Origin of the sequence: Hymenobacter sp. B1770 (genome assembly GCF_049896385.1) — a bacterium.
Lineage (GTDB): Bacteria > Bacteroidota > Bacteroidia > Cytophagales > Hymenobacteraceae > Hymenobacter.
In genome coordinates, this window is sequence record NZ_JAFCUF010000003.1 from 298434 (window position 1) to 320317 (window position 21884).

Sequence of the window (21884 nt, forward strand, 5' to 3'; positions counted from 1 at the left end):
GAACCTTGCTTAGCTGTGCGAGGAGAAGTCCTGGGGCAGGCTGCCGTCAACTTCTACCGAGCTGCCCTGCAGCTGCTGCGACACCGCGGTGAGCACTTCGCCCAGCTTGGTGATGCGCGTGGCGGTGTTCACGTTCTCGGCAAAATGAGCCGACTGAGCCGTGTGCGTGCCCAAGCGGGCCAGTAGCGGAGCAATGACGTTCACGTCGAGCGTGCCGCTGCCGAAATGGGCTTTCAGGGCCTGCATGTCGACGATGAGTTGGTGAAACGCGGGGTTGTTGGCGTCCTTCAGGTCCTCAATCCAGCGCTGAAAATGATTGTCTAGGCCTGCGCGTGAGGCTTCTTCGTTGAGGTCGCTGGTGAGCAGGCCGATGGCACCTTCAAGGTGAGCTTGGTGCTGAACATCTTTCTTTTCCATGGTATCGTGTTGTGTGGGGAAATGGGCCGCAATGATTATGGCCATGTTCTTGCCAACGTAGTTCCGGCCTTCGGGGTTGGCACGACACCCAAACAAAAAGCCCCACCGTAACCGGCGGGGCTTTGATACAACGTAATAATATAGCTAAGCGACTACTCGATTTTGGTCATGCGGTCTTTCACGGCCTCCAGGGCTACGCGCATGTTCACAATGTCGCCACGGGCAGCTTCCTGCTCTTTCAGGTTGGCGTCGATGAGGTTATTGAACTGCTGGAGTTCGGCAGCGTTGGTGGCCAGCATCTGCTGGATTTCAAGCTTGCGGGCTTTGTTCTTGTCGATGTCCTTCTTGATGGTGTTCGACTTTTCGATAACGGCCATGTGGTTATTCTGCGAGGCCACCAAAGCACGCTCGGCTTCGGCAATCTGCGACACCAAGTCTTCGCGGTACATCATGCGAGCGAAGTCCTTCAGGTATTTCTCGGCCGACTTCCACTGCACGGGTGTCTTCTCTTTGGCGAGGTAGGCATTGCCCAAGTCTATGCTCCACCACACGGTGGTACCGGTGGGCGTAGCGTCGACTTTGCTGATGACACGAATAGGGGTAGGTGCAATTTCTTCGACGATAACACCGTCCATCGTAAGCACCCCTTTGGTGTTCTTCACCTTGTTACCAAACTTCTCGCTTAGCTGCTTGAGCCAAGCGGCTTCAACGCGCTTATTATCGAGCTGAACACTCACCCGCTGACCGGTGCGGGGCACGTTGTTAATTGACATATCGTACTCGTCCACAACGGATTTCTGGGCATAACTGCTCAGCGTGGCCAAGCATAGTACGAACAAGATGAGTAGTTTTTTTTTCATGGAGATAATAACTAATGAGAACGTTAAAGATGGTCGGTGGAAAAGACTTTTTACTATGGTACCGTTATCTGGCATTTCAAATTTAGGGTCTTTCTTCGATGCAACTTCTAACTATCGTTACTTTTTTGACAATTAAGGTGTTTTTGTTTCTTTAATCATAGTATTGCTTTTTTAAATTACACTATTATTTCAAAGCCTGCAGAATTGTTATGCCTCTTGGTAGGGCCAGTGTAACAAAGCGTGACCAGAACGGGTTGTAGGCCCCTATGCAAGTCACTATTTGCCGCGCCGAGCACTTCAACGCCGCCCACCGCCTGCACAATCCCGCCTGGGATGCCGAACACAATGAGCGCGTGTTCGGCAAATGCAACAACCCCAATTACCACGGGCATAACTACAACCTGATTGTGCGCCTCACCGGCCAAGTCGACCCCGAAACTGGCTACGTATACGATACGAAGCGCCTGAGCAACCTTATAAAGCGCGAGGTGCTGGACCGCTACGACCACCAAAACCTAAACCTGGATACGGAAGAGTTCCGTACCTTAAATCCCACAGCCGAAAATATTGCGGTGGTAATTTGGCAGCGCCTGCGCCCGCACCTGGCTGCTGACCTCGCCCTCTCGGTCACGCTTTATGAGACGGACCGCAACTTTGTAGAATACCATGGATAACCCTTCCGGACTCGTCCCGGCCACTGACGCGCACTTGCCCAAGGGCCTGCGCACTCCCCTGCGCGATGACGCGTTTGACCAAGCCGATGAGGCGAAGATTGCGGCCATTAGTGGCCATTTTGAAGCCATCATGCGCGAACTCGGCCTCGACTTGACCGACGACAGCCTGGCGGGCACGCCGCGCCGCGTGGCCAAGATGTATGTGCAGGAATGGTTTAAAGGCCTCGACCCCAGAAACCGGCCCGAGGTTCGCATGTTTGGCAACCGCTACAACTACCACCAGCTGCTAGTGGAGCGCGACATCACGCTTTTTTCTTGCTGCGAGCATCATTTTGTGCCCATTATTGGCAAAGCCCACGTGGCCTATTTGCCCGGCGCCAACGTAGTGGGTTTGAGCAAGCTCAACCGAGTGGTGCAGTATTACGCCCGCCGCCCGCAGGTGCAGGAGCGCCTCACCCGCCAGATTGCCGAAGAGCTCAAGCAAAGCCTGGGCACCGACGACGTGGCCGTACTCATCGAGGCCGACCACCTCTGCGTGATGAGCCGCGGCGTGAACGATACCAGCAGCTCAACACTCACCAGCGAATACGGCGGCCGCTTCGCCACCGACGAGGCCCTGCGGGGGGAATTTTTGCGTCAGATTGGCAAGTAATCCGCGTTGATTGCTAGGTTCATGTTCGGGAACGGGCCAGTTGCGTAAAGGCTCTTTGGCGCCTTTGCCGCCCGCCGCCGTTTTACCTTTGTGCCCTTACTTGGCAATAGCACCCATGACCGAGAATTCCCCCCGCAAAGTCCTCATCACCGGCGGTACTGGCCTTATTGGCAGTCGCCTAGCTGAATTGCTGATTGATAGCGGCTACGAAGTGGCGCTGCTTAGCCGGGAACCGGCTAAAAGCAGCCATTACCGCAGCTTTCGCTGGGACCCCCGGGCTGGTACAATCGACGATGCCGCCGTGCCCTACGCCGACTACATCGTGAATCTGGCTGGCGCCAGCGTTTCGGACGGCAAGTGGACGGACGAGCGCAAGCGCGACATCATGACGAGCCGGCTGGGTGGCCTGGCCCTGCTGAACCGCGAGCTAGCCAAACCCAGGCACCACGTGCAGGCCTTTATCTCGGCCTCGGCCATTGGCGTGTATGGCGACACGGCCGATACTGTGCTCACCGAGGAAGCGCCACCTGGCCTGCCTACCCACGATTTCCTGGCCGACGTAGCGCATCAGTGGGAGCTGGCGGCCGAGCCCATTGCCGCGCTGGGCATCCGCACGGTGGTACCGCGCATTGGCATTGTGCTGAGCAAGGAAGGCGGGGCCTTGCCCCAGATGGCGCGCCCCATGAAGCTGGGGGCCGGTGCGGCGCTGGGGAGTGGCAAGCAGTACATGTCCTGGATTCACCTCGACGATTTGTGCCGCATCTTCATGGCCATGATAGACAACGACAGCTGGGTCGGCACCTACAATGCCGTGGCCCCTACGCCGGTCACGAACCTGCAGTTTACCGAAACGCTGGCCCAGGTGCTACACCGCCGCCTAGTGCTGCCAAAGGTGCCTGCCTTCGGCCTGAAGCTGGCCTTGGGTGAAATGAGTGACATTGTGCTGGCTTCGCAACGGGTGAGCGCCCAGAAAGTGCTTGCAAAGGGCTTCACGTTTGACTATCCGGAGCTGCGCGGGGCCCTGGAGGCGCTGTATGGGGAGGAGTAAAGACGAGCCCTTTCGATGAACAAGCTCCGCATACTTTTAGCTGCTGTATCAATTGTCTTAATTGGCCTGATTTCGTGTAGTACCGATGGTACCGAAAATAAGGAAGAGCAATTTTGGGAATGGTTCAAATCAAATGAGTCCCAATATTTCTCAGACTCCGATAACTCTGAAAAACTATTTGATGAGCTCAGCAGTGAGCTTCACAAAGTAGATGAAAATCTGACGTTTGAGTTTTCACCAATTAATAAGAGCAGTGTAAAGGAATTCACTATATCCGCAGATGGGATAGTTGATGCTTTCCCGGCGGTTATGGTGCTCGTAAAAAAAGCTCCAAAGCTTCCAAACTGGAAAATTAATGCCTTTAGGCAAAGAGTACCGGGAGACTCCATAGAGATTAAATACGACAGCTTTAAAATCGCCTATGAGGACGTTTACTTCCGTTACTCTCCCGATGCAGACAAATTAGAAATTCAACTAAATATTCGCGGTTTTAAGGATACGCCAGACTTTAAAAACGCCACTTATGTGCTTCTGGACGGGTTGATTGGGGAGTATGATATGGAAACTAAAATCAGCGCCATCGATTTTAAGGCACTTGAAGAAACAGAGAAGGCTAAACTATTTAAAATAATCTACCTACGCCAAGTTGTAGATGAGTTAAAAAAGGACAATAACACAGATGCCTTCCGGTAGATAGAGACACGGCATTAGTAAAGCTGTCTGCTCTCCGCAATATTTCAGCGTGTATCTGCTGCATTCATTCGCGGCTTGTCCACGCAGTTGCTGTACCTTACTAATAAATCCAGCCCTCTTATGTCTAGCTACAACTTCTCCCGTCGCGATTGGCTCAAGACGACAGCCTTGGCTTCTACGCCTTTTCTGCTAGGACCCATCAGCGCATTGGGCAGTCCGGCCGCGCCAGGCAAAACGCCACCTTTGAGCGCAGCCGACATTGCGGCCATTGAAACCGCTATGGGCAAAAAAGGCACCTATGTGGAAGCGCAGGCTACCCATAGCACTCCCTTGCCCCGAAACGATTTAAAAATAACCATCAAAGGCGAGCCGGTGCCCATTGCTTTCGGGTTTGGCGGCTGGGTGGCCATCAAGCACACGCAGGATGGCAAATCGGCTATGCTGATGAGCGACACGGTGCTGCTGCAGGAGGAAGTTAACCCACTCATGTCGGCGGCATTGGCCAACGGGCTGGAAATCGGGGCCGTGCACAACCACTTTTTTTACGAGGAGCCGCGCATCTTTTACATGCATATCCACAGCATGGGCAGTCCGGCCGAACTAGCCCGTAAGTTTGCGGCTGCCCTCAAAGACTCCAAGTTATTACCCGCCAACCAGCCCAAAGCCCCCGCCGCTGCGGGTGCGCAGCCCGGCAACAATGCAACTCCCGCCACTCCCAGCGTGCAGACGGGCAAAGAACTGTTTGACTTGGCAGCGCTCGACCAGATTGTAAAGCACCAAGGCGTAGTTAACGGCCCTACCTACAAATACACCGTGGGCCGGGCCGACCTGCAGTCGGTGATGATGGGCACGGAAATGACTGCTGCCATTGGCCTGAATTCCTGGGCGGCTTTTGCGGGCAAGCACAGCGACGCCCACATTGCCGGCGACATCGCCATGCTGGAACAGGAGGTGAACCCCGTTATCAAGGCCCTACGGGCCAACAACCTCGAAGTGGTGGCCGTGCACAACCACATGCTTTTCGACCAGCCCCGCATGATGTTCCTGCACTATTACGGACGCGGGCCAGCCACTCAGCTAGCCGGTGGCTTCCGGGCAGCACTGAATGAGTTGGGTAAAAAAGCCAGCGGCATGCACAGGCGGCACTAACTAACGGCGTGCCTGACAAAGACCCTGACGCCTGCGAACCTACCGGCGCCGGGGCAAACTGTCTGGCACCCCGCCCCCACCGCCGCTGTTACTATTATTCATTCGCTCCAGTAGGTTATCAACCACAATGGTATCCATGGCTTCGGCGCGGCGGCGCGGCTCGCTGGGTGAAATGCAGTTGTATTTCTTATTTATTTTGGTAGGCGGCTTTGGGAACTCACCCTGGGTGTAGCCAAGTTCTTTGTCCTTGTAAACCTTCTCCATGAACTTGCCGAAGATGGGCAGAGCCGTGCGCCCGCCCTCGCCCTGCTGCGAGCCGGTGAAGTGAATGCTGCGGTCTTCGCCGCCTACCCACACGCCGGTCATCAGGTCCTTGGTCATGCCCATGTACCAGCCGTCGGAATAGTTGGAGGTGGTGCCGGTTTTGCCGCCAATCTGGTTATTGTTGCGCCACAGTTCGTAGTCCCACAGCCCTTGGGAGGTGCCGCCGGGCTCTTCCATGCCGCCGCGCAGCATATAGGTCATCAGCCACGCAGTTTCGGCCGAGATGGCGCGTTTCTGCACCGGGTCGAACTGTTTGATGACGTTGCCGTTGCGGTCCTCGATGCGGGTAACCAGACGCGGCTCGCTGCGGAAGCCGCTGTTCATGAATGTGCTGTAGGCATTCACCATTTCGTACACGCTCACATCGCCGCCCGAACCCAGGCCGATGCTGGGCACCGGCAGCAGCGGGCTCGTGATGCCCACCTTGTGGGCGTATTTGGCCACATTGTCCCAGCCCACTTTCTCGGTCAGCTGGGCCGTGATGGAATTTACGGAGCGCGCCATGGCGTGGCGCAGCGTCATGTTGATGCCGGTATATTCGCGGGTTACGTTGTCGGGCTTCCACTCCATGGGCTTGCCGTCTTCCACGTAATTGATGGTCACGCGCTGGTCGCGGATACGGTCGCAGGGCGAGTACCCGTTGTCGATGGCCGTGAGGTAAACAAAGGGCTTAAACGTGGAGCCGGCCTGGCGGCGGCCCTGCTTCACGTGGTCGTACTGGAAGAAGCGGTAGTCGAGCCCGCCCACCCAGGCCTTGATGTGCCCGGTGAAAGGGTCCATGCTCATCATGCCGGCCCGCAGAAAGCGCTTGTAATAAGCCAGCGAATCGAGCGGCGACATCACCAGCGTGGTGTCGCCATCGGTTTTTTTCCAGGTAAACACCTTCATGGGCCGCTTGGCATTCAAGGCCGAATCAAGGCGGAAGGGCTGGCCTTTGTAGTGGTTGGCCAAAGTCTTGTAGCTCTCGGTGCGCTTCATCTGGGTTTGGATGAAGTCGGGAATCTCGTTGCCTTTGTCGTCGACCCAGGGGTTCTTGCGCCGGTTGCGCCAGAAGTTATCGAAGCTGCTTTGCAAGGCCTTCATGCGCTCGTGCAGGGCGTTTTCGGCGTGGGCTTGCATCCGCGAATCGATGGTGGTGTAGATGCGCAGGCCGTCGCGGTACATGTCGTAGCCGGTGCTGTCGCACCACGCGTCCACAAACTGGCTGATGGCGCTGCGGAAGTACGTATCGGGCCCGTCGATGTGCCGCTCCACGTGGTAATCGAGCACAATGGGGGTGGCTTTGAGGGCGGCAATCTCGGCGGCGGGCAGCACGCCGGACTGGCCCATGCGGTCGAGTACCACGTTGCGGCGGCGCAGGGCCGCGGCGGGATGAAAGCGTGGGTTGTAGGCGGTGGGGTTGTTGAGCACACCCACCAGCATGGCCGCCTGCTCGGGCCGAAGGCTATCGGGCGAGGTGTTGAAGAAGGTTTTGGCTGCCACTTTAATGCCGAAGGCGCTGGAGCCGTACTCCACGGTATTGAGGTACATCCGCAGAATTTCTTCCTTGGTGTAGCGCTGCTCCAGGTCCACGGCCGTGAGCCATTCTTTGGTTTTGGCCACAATGGTGCTCACTACTGGAATGTAGCCCAAGGCGCCGCGGCTCTGCTGGCGACGGATTTTGTAGAGGTTTTTGGCGAGCTGCTGGGTGATGGTGGAGCCGCCGCGCTTTTCGCCGCGCAGTGAGGAGTAGAAGCCCCCAATCACAGCGGTCAGGTCGATGCCGGAATGCTCGTAGTAGCGCACGTCTTCGGTGGCAATTAGCGCCTTAATCAATACGGGCGACATCTTGCTCAGCGGCACCGGCGAGCGGTTTTCGCGGAAATATTTGCCAATCAGCACCCCATCGGAAGTGTAGAGCTCCGAGGCCTGTTCGACTTTGGGGTTCTCCAATTCGGCCAGGCTGGGCGACTTGCCAAACAGAAACATGAAATTGGTGCTCACCAGGAACGGATACACCAAAAACAGAATCACTACCACCCCGAACATTATCCACGCCAGGCTAGTGACCCGCAGGGGCCAGCGCTGGGGGCGCGCTTTCGGTTTAGAGCCAGTGGAAGGAGAAGAAAGTGGCGGTTTTAGGTCAGCCATGCGAGGCAACAAGAGGAAAACGGGGGCCAAATCCCCCCGCGAAGAAGGACAAATATACCAGCCCTATGCCCCAAAAGCCGAGCGTTGCGGACACAACTGCAAAATGAGGAAAGAGGTAACTCACTGGCTACCGACGCTGCCGACCGGCCAGTATGGCTTGGTGGTGCACATTGCGCCGGGCCCGCACCCGGCGGAGCTGCCACCGCCACCCCAACTCCCCCAGGGCAAGCACAATGAAGGCGAGCCCCAGGAAATAGCTCCAGTGCAGCATGCGGATTTGGGCCCGGGTAGGCGAATCCAATTCCTGAAACAACAGAAGGCCCCAGAGCTCGTCGAGCAGGGTGAAACCCCACACCACGGCCGCAAACACACGCCCGGCCCGGCCTAGGGCCAGGTGCCAGTGCAGTAGGTAGAGCACCACACCGGGCAGGGCTGAGAGCAGCACCAATGGCGCCGCTTTCACCAGGGGCAACCCCAGAAAAATCATGCTCAGCGTTTCCTTCAGTACTTGCGCACCGGCCAAAAACCGGCCCAGGCGCGAGAGGGTGGGAACAGCAGGCTGCGGATGAAGGTGCGGGTGAGAAGTGGGCATAGCGCGGGCAGACGGTTAGACCATTATGCCACCAAGATACTGATTAACCGTTAGTAACGGCGCGTCGTCATGCGCGTGGCCTGACAGCGCCAGGTGAGTACCACAATTAGGAGTCCTTTTACCGAATCAAGCAGCAGATTATCGGGCTTTCCGAAGGTGTAGTAAATCCCGATGCCAATACCTATCCACCACAACCCCAGCACGTAGCACCACGTGGCGTAGCTGGGCCGCCGCTGCCACATCTGCCCCAGGGCCACAAAAGCCGCAAGGGAAACAAACAGCAGCAGCCACCCCACTATGTAAGCCAGGAACGAGGTTTCCGGCCCGTATTTCACCCCAAAGTGCGTGAGGGTGAATACCGGAGCAAAAAACACGCCTCCCGACATCGCTAGTTCCGCCACCAAGGAGACAAGTAACACAACCAATAGCAGCTTCCGGGGCATAGGGCGAAGGCAAAGTGAAGGTGAAACCGTCACGAGCTTTTCGCTATCAGGTAAGCCTAACGGGCCGACAAGCTAAACAATAAACCTGGATACGTTATGATTCCAAAAGACAATTGGACTGTATAGCTCCTTAATTATACCTTGTAACAAAGGCTGTTAACACTTCCAAAGGCACCACTTACCTAATTTGTGATTCTTGACCAGACCCTATAATATTATAAGTATTTACTTGTTTATATGTTTAACATATAATGTCCCCTTGCCTATTCCACCCTTGTCAATCCGATAATCCATATAGAGAACAGGACAGTAGCTACTACTACCAGCCCGGCAATGCCGGCGCAAGTGGCCAGCACGATGCCACGAAACACCAGCCGGAATAAGGCGGGTCCAGAATATTCAGTAGGCCAGTGCCACAACACTTTGATGGCCTGCAGCCCTGCTGCTACCATTAGTAAAACCAGCACCACGCTGTGCCAGCGCACTGCCTGCGGATGATGTGGCCATATTTCCTGTCTGAGCCCCAAGCTCAGCGCCACCAAGCTGATTGCTGCACCGGTAAGCCACAACTGCCTGGGCACCCGCGGCCAGCCGGGCAGCAAGGCCATACACCAACGGCTAATCATGGTTAAGGCGCGCATGTCGACCCATGCCCAAAAAAGCAGTTATCACTGGCTGCGGGAAACAGAGTATTTGCCGCGGACACCGGGCGGCATAGAGTCCGATTTTATTGCGGAGGTCTTCCAGGTCCTCGGTGGCGTAATCAGCTAGGTTCCACCGGAACATCGGGCTCACCTGCCTCCCCTGCCGATAATGAGCCCGGAAGTCTGCCCATAACTCCGGCATCAGCACCCCGAAGAGCAGGGCGCCGAAACAGGTTGGGCTGCGATTGCCATTGCCGAGCATGAAGGCCTGCATTTTCAACTCTTCTTCAGCCGTCATACCGTAGCCGAGCAGCGCGTGTTTGAGGTCGTGGTTTTCGTAATTGGGAATGAGCTGAAAGCCGTGGCGGTGCAGGCCCTCGGCCACGGCCCGGCCCAGGGTACCCACCGGCAAGCTGCTTAAGTAAGCCAGGGGCGTAGCCGAAGGCCGGGCGCCGTAGAGCCGCCAGAAAAGTGGAATCAGCAACGAGGTTTCGGCGTGCTCCACAATCTTTCTGACCAGGCGCTGATAGGCATTTAAGGCAACGGGAGAGTCCTTCTGCATGGAAAATTGAGTTAAAATCAAGAACAGAGAGCAAGAAATGAGTGGCTACTGACCCGACCACAGCAGCAGCATTTGCACGAAGGCTAGCAGCAGCAAGGCCACTAGCAGCACCGATGCCGGCAGCACCCCGCGCAACAAGCGCCGGCGCCGGGCGGCCGGCGTGGCCGCCCGCTCTTGCCAGGTGAGCAGCACGCCCAAAACAGCCACGTCGCCGGCACAGAAAAGCAGGCCCAGAAAAGTGAGCAGGAGTTGAGGAAGACTCGTCATGACTTTAGGAAAGTGGAGGAGCAAAGACTATTTGTTAGTAGATAATTGCTGGTATGCCTGCCAGTTGGCGTAAGTGCGGCCCTGCCAGTTCGGGCGGGCTTCGTAGCGCGCCTTCCAATTGGTCACGGCGGCATCGAGGCGGCGCTGGGCTTCGACGGCAGTCACCACGGTGTATTGCCCGTACGGCCCTTCGGCGGTGAGTTGGGCCGTGGTATTTAGCAGTTCGCGGCGGGCTACCAGCGTGGGCAGAACCCGGCCGGGCATGTCGAGCATAAAGCCTACGTCGATGGTGCGGAAGCGAGCCTGCAGGTTGTAGCGGGTCATCCAGACCTCCCAATTGCCGGCGGCCAGCAGGAGCAGCACGGCGTACACCGCCAGCGAGTTGAGCCGCACCAGGCTGTAGGCTGAGCGCCGCTGCCAGATTTTGAGCAGCACCGTGCCCAGCCCGAAAAACACCAGCAGCAGGAAAAAGCACACCCCAATGCGCTTGTAAGCCAAGCCGCAGTGCAGGATGTAGTAGTAGTTGCGCAGCCCCACCGACACGGCTAGCACCGCGTTTTGCAGCACCCATACAGTGGCGCCCCAACGCAGCCACGGCAGGCCGGGCGCATAGAAATTGAGGTTGCGGCGGAAAAACCACAGCACAATGCCCATAGCTAGCAAGATGCTGAAGATGAGCACATACGTTCCCTCGTGCACAAACTGCGTGAGGTCGAACCCCGGCTTGGGCACGAAGCCAAACCATAACCAGTTGACGTCGATGACATTGACCACCAGCAGCAGCGCATTCACCAGCCCAAACACTGCGGCCGCGGCCAAAAACTCCTTGCGCAAATCGAGCACGCCGGCCTTGTTATAGCGAAAGCTAGGCTGCCGCACCGCAAACGACGCCACCCGGTCGCGTTGCCGCTGAATAAACTCCCCGAAGCGCGACTCCTGGTCGGTGTACAGGTGCACCGGCACCATCACCACCACCCCGGCCGTCACCAAAAAGCCCAGCAGGAAGAACAGCAGGTGCGCCAGCGAAACTTCGGGCAGCAACCACACCAGGAAGTCACCGAGCACCTCAAGCGCCCGGCTGCTCAGGGCCGCATAGCGCGGATTGGCCAGCGCAAACAGCAGGTGGAACGCCCCCAACACCCCCAGCGGCACCAGCAGCAGGCGGCCATAGTACCAGCCCCGGCGCACGCCCGCCCCCGTGGCGCGGGGCGCCCGCAATCCCATTAGTACCCGCGGCCCCGCCTGTGCCACGCTGCCCAGGGCCGTGAGTAAGGCGTAAAGCACCAGCTTCAGATACGGCTGATTGACGTATCCCAGCAGCATGAGCAGGGAAGCAATGCAGGCCAGCGCCGCCGCTCCCGACCCGTACACGGCCATCATGGCACCACTAAACAAGCTGCCACCCACCATGAGCCAGAAGTAGCCCGAGCGGCGCACCAGGGCCACTCGCGGCACCAACAGCAACTGCGCCATCACCACAAAAGCTGCAAACACAAGCACATTGGGCCCGCCCGCCTCCAGCCAAAACAGCCAGTTGAACAGTAACACTCCGGCCGGTAGAAGCAATTTCTGAGTGGTGCTGAGAGGCGGCGCAACGGGTGCGGAAGTTGAGAAAATAGCTGTTGAAGCCGGCCGGGCTGGTTGGCCGTCCGGCCAGGATGTGGCGCGAGGTGCAAAGTCTGTCATGATAAGTTTTTAAAGTTCTTTGTATTTCAAAGTGTAAAGTCAAAAAAAAAGCCTGTAAACTGACCAAACTTTTTTTTAAGGCCGCAACAGCTTCTCCAGGGTTGCCAAATGTTGCTGGAAAGCTACTTTACCCGCTGGGGTAGCGGCGTAGGTCGTGTTAGGTTTTTTGCCGATAAACTGCTTGCTCACAAGAATATATTCGGCCTTTTCGAGGGCGGCTACGTGGCTGGCGAGGTTACCATCGGTGAGTTCAAGCACTTCTTTCAGGTCGTTAAAACTCACCGATTCGTTGGCCATCAGCACGGCCATCACCCCCAGCCGCACGCGGTGGTCGAAAGCCTTGTTTAGGGTATGGATAAGGTGCTTCACCGAGCCACTACAGATTTAGACGCTGCGGCAGCCGCGCCCGGCCGCTCGTAGCGGTTATACATCACCAGGCCATAGCCAATGTGGCCCAGCCCAAACCCCAGCCCGAAAAAAATCAGGCCCCAGCCCGGCAGCAGCATGCACAGCAGGCCTAGGCCAATTTGAGTGAGGCCCAACCACCGGATTTCATCCAGGGTGTACTTGCTGGCATTGAGCAGCGCCAACCCGTAGAATACCAGCAGGCCGGGCACCACCATGGCGGCATCGCTCCCGAGAAATAGCCGCAGGCAGAACAGCCCGCCCGTGACCAGCGGCACCGCCAACGCCAAGGCCAGCCGCTTGGCGGGGGCGCTCCAAAGCACTTGGCCGTCGTGTTTGGTGCGGCGCTGAGTAAAGAAAAAAGCCACCAGCAACGCCAAGCCTATCATCACACCCGACAACAGCAACAGAAACGGCAGAGCCGCGCTCCGCTCTGCTGCCGAGCCCCGCATCAGTTGCAGGTAACCGTCGGAGTAATGGCTCTGCAAATAGAAGTGCCCGGCCAGGGCCCCACCTAGCGCCACCACGCCGGCCCCTACCCCGCTCAAGCCGGACAGGGACAAGAAGCGCGAACTACGCTCCATGATGGCGCGAATCTCGGTAAGCTGGGCGAGCGGGTCTTGAGTGGCGGGCTTCATATCAGTCGAAGTGCTTTGTGATGCAAAGTTGAGCAAAACTTTTGATACATTCAACGAATCCCTAATTTATATCTCACGCAAGCTTTACCAACAAAAAGCTTCAGAAGTAGCAACCGGCTGGTAGCTACTACCACCATACCAGTAGGAACGGAAGTTTTCACTATTGCATAGGTGAGCAGCAAATATTATTCGATATAAAGCACTGGCGGATAAACTCTTTATTTTGTGGGCTCGCTGCTTACACCACTGCTGGGGAATTCAAACATAAGGCTCATCATTCCAGACGCGCCGAAGCGCTTTACCGCAGTGTAAGCAGTTCACTAGCTGGAAGCCGTAAAAGATGGCATTCAGCAAGCGAACAGAGTTTGAGAACAAATAAATAAAGACCATACATGGTTGAAATCCTTGGTCTTGAAGGGCAACAATGGTGGAGATTAAAGAACCAAAAGCTTATTAGGGATAACTATATTTGTTATTTTTTGTAGAATGGATTGTAAGTTGTGAACTCGCAGCCATTGTCATAACCATAATCGCAGCCAAAACCATATGCGCCTATCAATATCTGAAATCCAGAAGTTATTCTTTTCAAAAAGTCTACTATTCGCCACAACGCTTGGCATCGCTTTGTCGGCCCCGGGCATGGGCAAAACTGCTGCTATTGGCAAAGGGAGTACCCGCGCCAGTTTGAGCAAGCCTGATATGCCAAGCTCGGTCATGGCCGAGGGCACCAAGGCGCGCATCACGGTCACATTTGCCAGTGTGCCCACTAGCGCCACGTCCCGCATTGCCCCCACGCTTTACAACAAAGCCCGGGTGCTGCAATTTGAAGAAGACGATTCGCCCATTTCAGCCTATACTGACTTGTTGCCGCTGCTGAAAGGGGGCGTGCGAAACGGCGTCACCTACCCGGGCCTGCGCTACACGGATGGGTGCGGCCGTCAGCGCCCGTACACTGCCGCGGTAGCCATCAATGGCCGCAATACTTACAACAACTCGGTGTGGCTGGACCCTGGCCCTCAGCACGACGCGGGCCGGCTGGTATGGGCCCAGGCCCAGGAAATGCTCGACAACGGCTGGGACATCGAAAACCACTCCGACCTGCATACGGCCACCGACCCCGTGAAACAGGTAAACGACCTAGATGCCCTGATTGCCGACCGGCTGCAAGGCTACAAGCCCACGGTGCACATTGTACCCACCAACTTCGCGGGCTACCCAACCGCTGCCTTTAACGCCGGTTACATAGCTGTGTCAAGCGCCAGCCAGGGCGACAACTTCCCCATGCTCAACACCTGGGATGAAAAGCGCGTGGCCCTAAGTGCGCTGCCCTCGCCCACTACGTCCTTCGTGTATCGGCGCTACCAAGCTGACCAAGCCTCCAGTAGCGGCGAAACAGCAGATGCTTTTTTGAACCGCCTCAAGGCCGTGAGCGACAACCTGATGGCACCAGGCACCAACGCGACCGAAGTGTATTTGCAGCGGGTTTTCTCCCACGGCATGACTTTCAACGTGCTTTCCGGCTGGTTGAACTACACCCAGTCCATTGCCCAAGACCGGCTGTGGGTGACTACCCTGCGCGAGTTTTCGGAGTACCGCCGCGTTATTGCTCAGGTGGTTAAGACCGAAGCGCTGAGCAATAACGTCCTGACCATCGACCTCGACTACGCGGCCCTAAGCCCCAACACCCGCTTCCAGAACCTGACCTTGCTGGTCAATTCGGCAGCCACCATCACCAATATCAGCGTGACTGGTGCCGACAGTGCCTCGTTTAACATGACCACCAAAATGGTCAATGTTTTCCGCCGCCAAGTAGCCGGAACCACCACTCCCACGCCCACGGAACCTACGCCAACCCCTACTCCCACCCCTACCGAGCCGACGCCAACGCCTACCCCGACACCCACCCCCACCGGCTGCACTGGCACTGGAAGCCTGCTCCGTGAGCAGTGGAGCAACGTGAATGGGAAAACAATTAGTACGATACCCACCACTACCACCCCAACCAGTAGCGCCGCTATCACCAAGTTTGAATCGCCTGCTCAGTCCGGCAACAACTACGGTGCCCGGGTCCGCGGCTACATTTGTCCGCCCACCAGTGGGGCCTATACCTTCTGGATAACGGCCGACGACGACGGAGCACTTTATTTGAGTCCTGATACTGACCCCAACCGCAAGGTGCGCATTGCCACCTGCTCTGGCAAAACATCTTCGGCCTACGACTTTTACCGCTACCCCAGCCAGCAGTCGGCCCCAGTGCAGCTCCAGGCCGGGCAACGCTACTACGTGGAGGCCCTCCACAAACAGGATAAAGGCAATGGCTACCTGGCCGTGGCCTGGCAGCTGCCCGACGGCACGCGCCAGCAACCCGTGCCCGGCTCCTCGCTCGTGCCGTGGGGCACCACCACTGCCGCCCGCACGTCGTCCTCGTTGGCGAGCACCCTCGACGCGGCCACCCTCACCCAGCCCATTGCCCGGCGCAGCGAGGTGCAGGTGTTTCCCAACCCCGTAGTGGGGCGAAACCAGCGCGCCACGGTGCAGTTCAATCCATCCGAGAAGGGGATGGCGGTGCTCACGCTGCTCAACCTGAAGGGCGAACTCGTCCGTCAGCTATTTGCCGAGGCAATGGAGGCCGGCGCGCAGCGCTCCGTGGAGCTAGACGCGACCAACCTGAGCGAGGGCATCTACATTGTGCGCTTGGTGACGCCCACGGAGGTGGTTAACTACAAAGTGGCATTCAGCCATTAATAACCCGCAGGAAGGGCTGTTAAGAAACTCTGCTGTGAAGCACAGCGGCCATGTTTATTTCTTGAATCACCCGCTTTGTGGTCCGATGACTTAAAAAGTCGTCGGACCATTTCGTTTCTGCGTATCCCTGAACCATGCGTGTGCGCCTTCGCCTGTTCGAATTTGAGGATTTGCCGTGGTTCCCAACCGTCATTCGGGCGGGACTGATGGACTACTTGCGGTTCATGATTTCGGCCCTGGGCATTTACCGGCCCATTGCGCCGCTGCTGGCCGAGGGCCTGCGCTGCACTGGCCAAACCCACCTGCTGGAACTGGGCGCGGGTGCGGGCGGCGGCACCGAAACCGTGTGGCGTGCCCTGCAAGCCGAAGGCCTGCGCGATACCACCATCACCCTCACCGACCTTTACCCCCAGCCCGACGCCTGGGCCGACATCGCCCAGCGGACCGCGGGGGCCATCGGCTACGAGCCTGCGTCCGTGAATGCGCTTTCTGTACCGGCCCAGTTGCGGGGCTTCCGCACCATCTTCTCGGCCTTCCACCATTTTCCGCCGGCTGCGGCCCAAGCCATGCTGCATGATGCCGTGCGGGCAGGCACCGGCATTGGGGTATTTGAGGGCGCGGGCAAGCATTGGCGCGAGCTGCTGTTGGCTTGGACGGTACTGCCCGTGGCCCAGCTGCTGCTCACCCCTTTTTTCCGGCCGTTTCGGCTCAGCCGGCTGTTTTTCACTTACCTCGTTCCCGTTATTCCCCTTTGCACCATCTGGGACGGTTCGGTGTCGCTGCTGCGCATGTACTCACCTGATGAGTTGCTAGCCCTGGCTCATGCGGCCGACCCAGCCGGGCTGTTCGTCTGGCAAGCAGGCAAAAAACGACACTCCTGGGGACCGGAGGTTACCTACCTAATCGGCTGGCCCAAGTAGCAAGAAGCGGTGCTTCGTTCTACTTTCGTGCATGTCCCTTGCTGCTTACCAACGCGCACTGCTGCTGCTGCGCATTCCGTTTTCCATTTACCTCATGCCCGTGTTCTGGTTTGGGCTGAGCGCCCTACGCGGGCCCTGGAGCGGGTGGAAAGCGGCGGGCGTGTTTGTGGTATTGCACCTGCTGGCCTACCCGGCTTCCAACGGCTACAATTCCTACTACGACAAGGACGAAGGCAGCATCGGGGGCCTCAAAGCACCTCCCAAAGTAACCCCGGAGCTGCTGCACCTCGTGTGGCTGTTCGATGCGCTGGCCGTGGTAGGCGCGGCCCTGATTTCGCTGCCGTTTGCGGCGCTGGTGGTGGCCTATCTGTTGGTTTCCAAGGCGTACAGCTACGACGGCATTCGCCTGAAAAAATACCCACTGCTGAGCACAGTGGTGGTGGTCGTGTTTCAGGGCGCCTTCACTTTTCTAATGACGCAAGTAGGCGCAGGTGCAACTGCAACGCAGCTTTTGGAGAAAACAAATTTGCTGCTGGCCCTGGTTAGCACCTTGTTTTTGTGCGGCTCTTATCCGCTTACTCAGGTATACCAGCACGCAGAAGATGCTCGGCGCGGCGACCGCACCCTGAGCTTGCGCCTGGGCATTCGGGGCACGTTTGTGTTTGCGGCGGCGGGGCTGCTGGCGGGGGCCGCCACCTTGGGTTTAGCCTACTGGCTGCGCCAAGAAATGCGCCCGCTGTTAATATTTCTGGTAGCCACCGGGCCGGTAGTGGTGCTTTTCAGCCGCTGGGCCTGGCGGGTGTGGCAGGATGAAGCCGCGGCCGATTTCGAGCACACCATGCGCATGAACCAGGTTTCGTCGCTGTGCATGAGTGCTGCTTTCATCGCCATGCTTTTGTGGCGGTAAGCTGCACTGCACCCTACGAAACCTTATTTCGTATTACCAGGGAGCTTGTTTCTGCTTTTACGCTCTAAAACGTATGCGCATATTCTGGTTTGCCCTATTTGGATTGCTTGCAGCCTGCAATTCTACCCCTTCGGCGGTCCACGAAGGCACGGTGGCCCGCATCACAGACAAGGCCGCGCCCGATACCGCGAAATTCCCGACTCCGGACACCACGCGCACCGCAGCGGCTAATGCGCAGTCCGACACATTGGTTTTGGTGCAGCAAACATACGCCTTCAGCCAGCCCGACTACAAGCCCGATGTGTTCCGCCTCGTACTCCGGGGCCCCTCGGTGCTGAAAGGGGCGGCTACCTTCACCATTACCAACGCTGCCGACGAAGTGATTTTCCGGGAAACGCTCAGTGCGGCCGAGCTCGAAGTCCCTATGGCCAACGAAATGAAAGCCACTACTGCCACCCCCGCAGAGCGGGAAGCGTATATACGGCGGCGCATGAACGATTTCTTTCGACCGTCAAATTTCTCCAGCCCGGCCATCGCTACGTCCACCCCCTACCCCACCGGGCCCAATAGCCCCGACCGAGCTACTTGGGATGACCTTCGCAAACGCTTCCAAAGTGTCCGCTTCACCTACTTGGTGGGGAAAGAAAACCGCAGCATTGCCTGGTCGCCACTCAAGAAGCAAGTAATACACTTATAACCAATGCAGCCGTCTACTGGGCCTCCACCAGCAACTGCTCCAAGCCCTGCCGAACCTGTTCGTAGGGCTGGTAGCCCCGAGCCAGTACGTAGCCCTGCTCGCCAATGCGCACCACACTAGTTGGAAAACCCTGCACTCCAATGCGCGCTACCGCCGCAAACTCCTGCTGCGTGGCGCGGGCCGTTTCGGGCGCTGCAAAACGGCGTTGAAATTCAACAACATCCACGCCAAAAGGCACTAGCAAGTTGTTGTAAGTACTGGGCTCGTTAAGGTCCTGCCCATGCTGAAACAGCGCGGCCTGCACGGCATGAGCGAAGCCTACCGCTTTGGCTAGGTCCTGGGTAATTTGGCGAAAAGCCACGATGGCGCGGCAGGGCCGCTCCGAATCGTAGAAGTAAGCCCCCGCTTCGGCCAAGGCCTTGAAGGCAGACCCAAACGCCACGCCAGTTGCCTTTTCCACATCAGCAAGCTCATCCTTGATGTAGCCCCAGGTTTCGGCAATGGGCGTGGCGCGCTCGCCCGTGGCCATGCCGCCGCACAGCACCGACACATCCAGCCTACCGGCGAACTCTTGCTGCACCCGGTTAATGACCGGGCTCATGCCGTAGCACCAGCCGCACAGCGGGTCGTGGATGTAGAGCAATTCGGGCAGGGAGGCGGGGGTAGATTCCATTGGCATGAAACAAAGTAAACGCCGGATTGTGGCTTGCTTCCTTCAAAGACCGCGGCCTGGTGTTTCCGAGCTTTGACGTTATCGTCCGGTTAATGGCAGCATTGTTCCGTAAATCCATACTGATTAACAACTTCATTCGGCGGTATTGCTCAGCATAAAAAAATTAATTACTCAATAGTTGAATTTATTATCAAGCATGGGCGTTTTCCTGATGCTATGATACCCCATTGCTAGATGCTACACCTATTTATTAGGCATTAATTATTAGACACAAAAAGCCCGCTACAGCAATGTAGCGGGCTTTTTGTATGCAATGGGGCTGTTTAGCCGTTCATGGAAATGAGAAATTCCTCGTTGTCCTTGGTGCCTTTGATGCGGTCTTTCAGGAATTCCATGGCCTCCGTGGCGGTCATGTCCGACATGAACTTGCGGAGTACCCACACGCGGCTCAACTCGTCCTTGCTCATGAGCAGGTCTTCGCGACGGGTGCCGGAAGCCGGGATGTCGATGGCCGGGAACACGCGCTTGTTGGCCAGCTTGCGGTCCAGTTGCAGCTCCATGTTGCCAGTGCCTTTGAATTCCTCGAAGATAACCTCATCCATCTTGGAGCCGGTTTCGATGAGGGCCGTGGCGATGATGGTGAGCGAACCGCCGCCTTCCACGTTGCGGGCCGCACCGAAGAAGCGCTTGGGCTTTTGCAGCGCACCCGCATCAATACCACCCGAGAGGATGCGCGACGAGCTGGGCTGCACCGTGTTGTAGGCCCGCGCCAAGCGGGTGATGGAGTCGAGCAGAATTACCACGTCGTGGCCGCACTCCACGAGGCGACGTGCCTTGTCGAGCGCCATTTCGGCGATTTTCACGTGGCGGTCGGCCGTTTCGTCGAAGGTCGAGCTGAGCACTTCGGCTTTCACGGTGCGGGCCATGTCGGTTACTTCCTCGGGGCGTTCGTCGATGAGCAGAATCATCAGGTACACCTCGGGGTGGTTTTCCGAAATGGCGTTGGCCACTTCCTGCAGCAGCACAGTTTTACCGGTTTTGGGCTGGGCCACAATCAGGCCGCGCTGGCCCTTGCCGATGGGCGCAAACAAGTCAAGCACACGGGTGCTGATTTGGCTGGACTTCGTGCTCAGCTTCATGCGCTGGTCGGCAAACAGCGGGGTAAGGTGGCTAAACGGCACCCGGTCGCGGACTTCCTCCACGGTGCGGCCGTTCATGCTGTCCACGCCCACAAGGGCAAAGTACTTCTCGCCTTCGCGCGGCGGACGAATGGTGCATATCACCGTGTCGCCGGGCTTCATGGCAAACTGCTTGACCTGTTGCGGCGACACAAAAATATCGTCGGGCGAGGACAGGTAGTTGTAGTAGGGCGAGCGCAGGAAACCGTAGCCACCATCGGGCATCAGTTCGAACGTGCCACCACCGGGCACCACCAGGTCAAGTTCCTGGCGGGCGGGGCGTTGGGGCTCCCGTTGCTGCTGGGGCTCGCGCTGGGGTTGGTCGGTGCGGGGCGTACCGTCGGGGTTGAGGGCGCGCTGCTGGCGCTGCAAGTCGCGCTGGGCGTAGCGCTCTTCACGGGTCAGGTTGCGGTTGTCGCGGCCATCGCGCTCGGGGCGCGGCTGGTCGTTGCGCGGCTCGCGGGGTTGGCCGTCCCGGTTTTCGCGGGGCTGGTCGTTGCGGGGCTCACGCTGTTCCCGTGGTTCGCGCTGCTCGCGGGGCTGGTCATTCCGGGGTTCGCGGTTTTCCCGCGGCTGGTCGTTGCGGTTGGGCCGCTGCTCGCGGCCGTCGCGCACCTCTCGGTTATCGCGCTCAAACCGGTCGGCGCGGTTTTCGCGGCGGTCGGCGAAGCCGTTGCCACCCAACTCGCGACGGCGGTCGTCGGGGTTGCCGGTGCGGGTATCGGTGCCGTTTTCTGTGGCTCCGGCAGCAGCTTCAGCGGCAGCGGCAGCCTCGGCGGCTTTCTCGGCGGCCATTTCGGCAGCGCGCTGCTCCGTAATGGGGCGGCCGGCACGGTCTACCCGCTGGCGCTCCCGGCGCTCGGGGCGGGCGGTAGTGGCATCCTGTTCGGCGCTATTCGCTTGGTCGGTATTATTGGCTAATTCGCCGCCGTTGATTTGCTCGTCGGCGCTGGGAGCCGCGTCTTGGGCGGGCTCTGGAGCAGCCACTGGTACCGGCTCATTTGCCAAAGAGGCTCCCGTGGCATCGCTGCCGGGCACTAGGGCCAGACCTTCGATGGGGTCCAGGATTTCAACGGTAGTCGCCGCCGGCGCGGCGGGCGCTTCGCGGCGCAGCTCGCGCGGGGCGCGGCCGTTAGCAGCTTTGGGAGCAGGCGGGGCTACGTCCGAAAATGGCTGCTCGGCAGTGCTGGGAGCTGGCCGACGGCCTTTGGCCCGGCTGGGGGCTGGCGCTGCCGGAGCTTCGGCAGCGGCGGCCGGGGCCGGGGTAGCGGTTTGCTCGGCCAAGCTCGGAACCAAGGCTTGCTGGTCGAGGATTTTGTAAATCAAATCCTGTTTGCTGAGCCGCTTGAAGTTGCCGACGTTCATTTTTTCAGCAATCTCTTTCAGGTCGGACAGCAGCCGGTCCTTCAACTCGTTAATGGTGTGCATAAAGGGAATAGGGGGAGAAACATCGGCTTAAGGCGAGGGGCTGGTGACCCAGAAAGCCCGCTTGGGGGCTAAAAAAGCCAGCTGCAGCACGAAAGCGGGCTGGCCGCGGATATAACATTGGCAAGAAACGCGGGCTATACAGCATAGCAGCG

22 protein-coding genes are annotated in these 21884 nt (G+C 58.1%); 9 read left to right on the top strand and 13 right to left on the bottom strand.

Annotation, left to right across the window (positions count from 1 at the left end; genetic code table 11):
• Positions 1-9: 9 nt before the first annotated feature.
• Positions 10-417: a hypothetical protein gene (locus ACP7AJ_RS08070; protein ID WP_426059678.1), complete on the bottom strand. Its 408-nt coding sequence runs from the start codon at positions 415-417 to the stop codon at positions 10-12.
• A gap of 152 nt (positions 418-569) precedes the next feature.
• On the bottom strand, positions 570-1277 hold the full coding sequence (locus ACP7AJ_RS08075) for a hypothetical protein (RefSeq protein ID WP_426059679.1): 708 nt from the start codon (positions 1275-1277) through the stop codon (positions 570-572).
• Positions 1278-1543: 266 nt separating this feature from the next.
• Between ACP7AJ_RS08075 and ACP7AJ_RS08080 the strand changes: the two genes are divergently transcribed.
• The 5 genes from ACP7AJ_RS08080 to ACP7AJ_RS08100 all read left to right on the top strand — a co-directional run bounded on the left by ACP7AJ_RS08080 (position 1544) and on the right by ACP7AJ_RS08100 (position 5493).
• Positions 1544-1951: a 6-pyruvoyl trahydropterin synthase family protein gene (locus ACP7AJ_RS08080; protein ID WP_426059680.1), complete on the top strand. Its 408-nt coding sequence runs from the start codon at positions 1544-1546 to the stop codon at positions 1949-1951.
• The gene (gene folE / locus ACP7AJ_RS08085) at positions 1944-2603 is read left to right on the top strand and encodes a GTP cyclohydrolase I FolE (RefSeq protein ID WP_426059681.1); all 660 of its coding nucleotides are present in this window, start codon (positions 1944-1946) and stop codon (positions 2601-2603) included. Before ACP7AJ_RS08080 ends, folE begins: the two co-directional genes overlap by 8 nt.
• 115 nt (positions 2604-2718) lie before the next feature.
• Complete coding sequence (locus ACP7AJ_RS08090) at positions 2719-3651, top strand: TIGR01777 family oxidoreductase (RefSeq protein WP_426059682.1); 933 nt, start codon at positions 2719-2721, stop codon at positions 3649-3651.
• A 15-nt stretch (positions 3652-3666) separates the two neighbouring features.
• Complete coding sequence (locus tag ACP7AJ_RS08095; RefSeq protein WP_426059683.1) at positions 3667-4344, top strand: hypothetical protein; 678 nt, start codon at positions 3667-3669, stop codon at positions 4342-4344.
• Between the two features lie 120 nt (positions 4345-4464).
• Positions 4465-5493, top strand: a complete 1029-nt coding sequence (locus tag ACP7AJ_RS08100; RefSeq protein ID WP_426059684.1) for a DUF1259 domain-containing protein — start codon at positions 4465-4467, stop codon at positions 5491-5493.
• Between the two features lie 39 nt (positions 5494-5532).
• Here the strand turns inward: ACP7AJ_RS08100 and ACP7AJ_RS08105 are convergent, their stop codons facing one another.
• From ACP7AJ_RS08105 to ACP7AJ_RS08145, 9 genes are all read right to left on the bottom strand, one after another.
• Entirely contained in the window at positions 5533-7947 is a 2415-nt protein-coding gene (locus tag ACP7AJ_RS08105) for a transglycosylase domain-containing protein (RefSeq protein ID WP_426059685.1), read from the bottom strand.
• A 127-nt stretch (positions 7948-8074) separates the two neighbouring features.
• A complete protein-coding gene (locus ACP7AJ_RS08110; protein WP_426059686.1) occupies positions 8075-8539 on the bottom strand; it encodes a hypothetical protein in 465 nt (154 codons plus the stop codon).
• A gap of 50 nt (positions 8540-8589) precedes the next feature.
• Complete coding sequence (locus tag ACP7AJ_RS08115) at positions 8590-8958, bottom strand: hypothetical protein (RefSeq protein ID WP_426059687.1); 369 nt, start codon at positions 8956-8958, stop codon at positions 8590-8592.
• 287 nt (positions 8959-9245) lie between these two features.
• A complete protein-coding gene (locus ACP7AJ_RS08120) occupies positions 9246-9590 on the bottom strand; it encodes a hypothetical protein (RefSeq protein ID WP_426059688.1) in 345 nt (114 codons plus the stop codon).
• A gap of 10 nt (positions 9591-9600) precedes the next feature.
• Positions 9601-10188: a hypothetical protein gene (locus tag ACP7AJ_RS08125; RefSeq protein ID WP_426059689.1), complete on the bottom strand. Its 588-nt coding sequence runs from the start codon at positions 10186-10188 to the stop codon at positions 9601-9603.
• 45 nt (positions 10189-10233) lie between these two features.
• Complete coding sequence (locus tag ACP7AJ_RS08130) at positions 10234-10455, bottom strand: hypothetical protein (RefSeq protein WP_426059690.1); 222 nt, start codon at positions 10453-10455, stop codon at positions 10234-10236.
• A gap of 27 nt (positions 10456-10482) precedes the next feature.
• Complete coding sequence (locus tag ACP7AJ_RS08135) at positions 10483-12003, bottom strand: DUF4173 domain-containing protein (RefSeq protein ID WP_426059691.1); 1521 nt, start codon at positions 12001-12003, stop codon at positions 10483-10485.
• Between the two features lie 213 nt (positions 12004-12216).
• Entirely contained in the window at positions 12217-12510 is a 294-nt protein-coding gene (locus tag ACP7AJ_RS08140) for a winged helix-turn-helix domain-containing protein (protein ID WP_426059692.1), read from the bottom strand.
• Entirely contained in the window at positions 12507-13184 is a 678-nt protein-coding gene (locus ACP7AJ_RS08145; RefSeq protein ID WP_426059693.1) for a hypothetical protein, read from the bottom strand. Before ACP7AJ_RS08145 ends, ACP7AJ_RS08140 begins: the two co-directional genes overlap by 4 nt.
• 639 nt (positions 13185-13823) lie before the next feature.
• Here ACP7AJ_RS08145 and ACP7AJ_RS08150 point away from each other — a divergent pair.
• From ACP7AJ_RS08150 to ACP7AJ_RS08165, 4 genes are all read left to right on the top strand, one after another.
• Complete coding sequence (locus tag ACP7AJ_RS08150; RefSeq protein ID WP_426059694.1) at positions 13824-15929, top strand: PA14 domain-containing protein; 2106 nt, start codon at positions 13824-13826, stop codon at positions 15927-15929.
• 134 nt (positions 15930-16063) lie between these two features.
• Positions 16064-16849 (top strand): class I SAM-dependent methyltransferase, encoded by a 786-nt coding sequence (locus tag ACP7AJ_RS08155; protein ID WP_426059695.1) that lies wholly within the window; start codon positions 16064-16066, stop codon positions 16847-16849.
• 31 nt (positions 16850-16880) lie between these two features.
• On the top strand, positions 16881-17756 hold the full coding sequence (locus ACP7AJ_RS08160) for a UbiA family prenyltransferase (protein ID WP_426059696.1): 876 nt from the start codon (positions 16881-16883) through the stop codon (positions 17754-17756).
• Between the two features lie 73 nt (positions 17757-17829).
• The gene (locus tag ACP7AJ_RS08165; protein ID WP_426059697.1) at positions 17830-18453 is read left to right on the top strand and encodes a hypothetical protein; all 624 of its coding nucleotides are present in this window, start codon (positions 17830-17832) and stop codon (positions 18451-18453) included.
• A gap of 13 nt (positions 18454-18466) precedes the next feature.
• Here the strand turns inward: ACP7AJ_RS08165 and ACP7AJ_RS08170 are convergent, their stop codons facing one another.
• Together ACP7AJ_RS08170 and rho are read right to left on the bottom strand one after the other, a co-directional pair.
• Positions 18467-19126: a DsbA family protein gene (locus tag ACP7AJ_RS08170; RefSeq protein WP_426059698.1), complete on the bottom strand. Its 660-nt coding sequence runs from the start codon at positions 19124-19126 to the stop codon at positions 18467-18469.
• Positions 19127-19449: 323 nt separating this feature from the next.
• Positions 19450-21732, bottom strand: a complete 2283-nt coding sequence (rho, locus tag ACP7AJ_RS08175) for a transcription termination factor Rho (protein WP_426059699.1) — start codon at positions 21730-21732, stop codon at positions 19450-19452.
• Positions 21733-21884: the final 152 nt, after the last annotated feature.

Coding starts and splice junctions, on each gene's coding strand:
- ACP7AJ_RS08070 (WP_426059678.1), bottom strand. CDS start 417: ATGGAAAAGAAAGATGTTCAGCACCAAGCTCACCTTGAAGGTGCCATC.
- ACP7AJ_RS08075 (WP_426059679.1), bottom strand. CDS start 1,277: ATGAAAAAAAAACTACTCATCTTGTTCGTACTATGCTTGGCCACGCTG.
- ACP7AJ_RS08080 (WP_426059680.1), top strand. CDS start 1,544: ATGCAAGTCACTATTTGCCGCGCCGAGCACTTCAACGCCGCCCACCGC.
- folE (WP_426059681.1), top strand. CDS start 1,944: ATGGATAACCCTTCCGGACTCGTCCCGGCCACTGACGCGCACTTGCCC.
- ACP7AJ_RS08090 (WP_426059682.1), top strand. CDS start 2,719: ATGACCGAGAATTCCCCCCGCAAAGTCCTCATCACCGGCGGTACTGGC.
- ACP7AJ_RS08095 (WP_426059683.1), top strand. CDS start 3,667: ATGAACAAGCTCCGCATACTTTTAGCTGCTGTATCAATTGTCTTAATT.
- ACP7AJ_RS08100 (WP_426059684.1), top strand. CDS start 4,465: ATGTCTAGCTACAACTTCTCCCGTCGCGATTGGCTCAAGACGACAGCC.
- ACP7AJ_RS08105 (WP_426059685.1), bottom strand. CDS start 7,947: ATGGCTGACCTAAAACCGCCACTTTCTTCTCCTTCCACTGGCTCTAAA.
- ACP7AJ_RS08110 (WP_426059686.1), bottom strand. CDS start 8,539: ATGCCCACTTCTCACCCGCACCTTCATCCGCAGCCTGCTGTTCCCACC.
- ACP7AJ_RS08120 (WP_426059688.1), bottom strand. CDS start 9,590: ATGGCCTTGCTGCCCGGCTGGCCGCGGGTGCCCAGGCAGTTGTGGCTT.
- ACP7AJ_RS08125 (WP_426059689.1), bottom strand. CDS start 10,188: ATGCAGAAGGACTCTCCCGTTGCCTTAAATGCCTATCAGCGCCTGGTC.
- ACP7AJ_RS08130 (WP_426059690.1), bottom strand. CDS start 10,455: ATGACGAGTCTTCCTCAACTCCTGCTCACTTTTCTGGGCCTGCTTTTC.
- ACP7AJ_RS08145 (WP_426059693.1), bottom strand. CDS start 13,184: ATGAAGCCCGCCACTCAAGACCCGCTCGCCCAGCTTACCGAGATTCGC.
- ACP7AJ_RS08150 (WP_426059694.1), top strand. CDS start 13,824: ATGGGCAAAACTGCTGCTATTGGCAAAGGGAGTACCCGCGCCAGTTTG.
- ACP7AJ_RS08155 (WP_426059695.1), top strand. CDS start 16,064: ATGCGTGTGCGCCTTCGCCTGTTCGAATTTGAGGATTTGCCGTGGTTC.
- ACP7AJ_RS08160 (WP_426059696.1), top strand. CDS start 16,881: ATGTCCCTTGCTGCTTACCAACGCGCACTGCTGCTGCTGCGCATTCCG.
- ACP7AJ_RS08165 (WP_426059697.1), top strand. CDS start 17,830: ATGCGCATATTCTGGTTTGCCCTATTTGGATTGCTTGCAGCCTGCAAT.
- ACP7AJ_RS08170 (WP_426059698.1), bottom strand. CDS start 19,126: ATGGAATCTACCCCCGCCTCCCTGCCCGAATTGCTCTACATCCACGAC.
- rho (WP_426059699.1), bottom strand. CDS start 21,732: ATGCACACCATTAACGAGTTGAAGGACCGGCTGCTGTCCGACCTGAAA.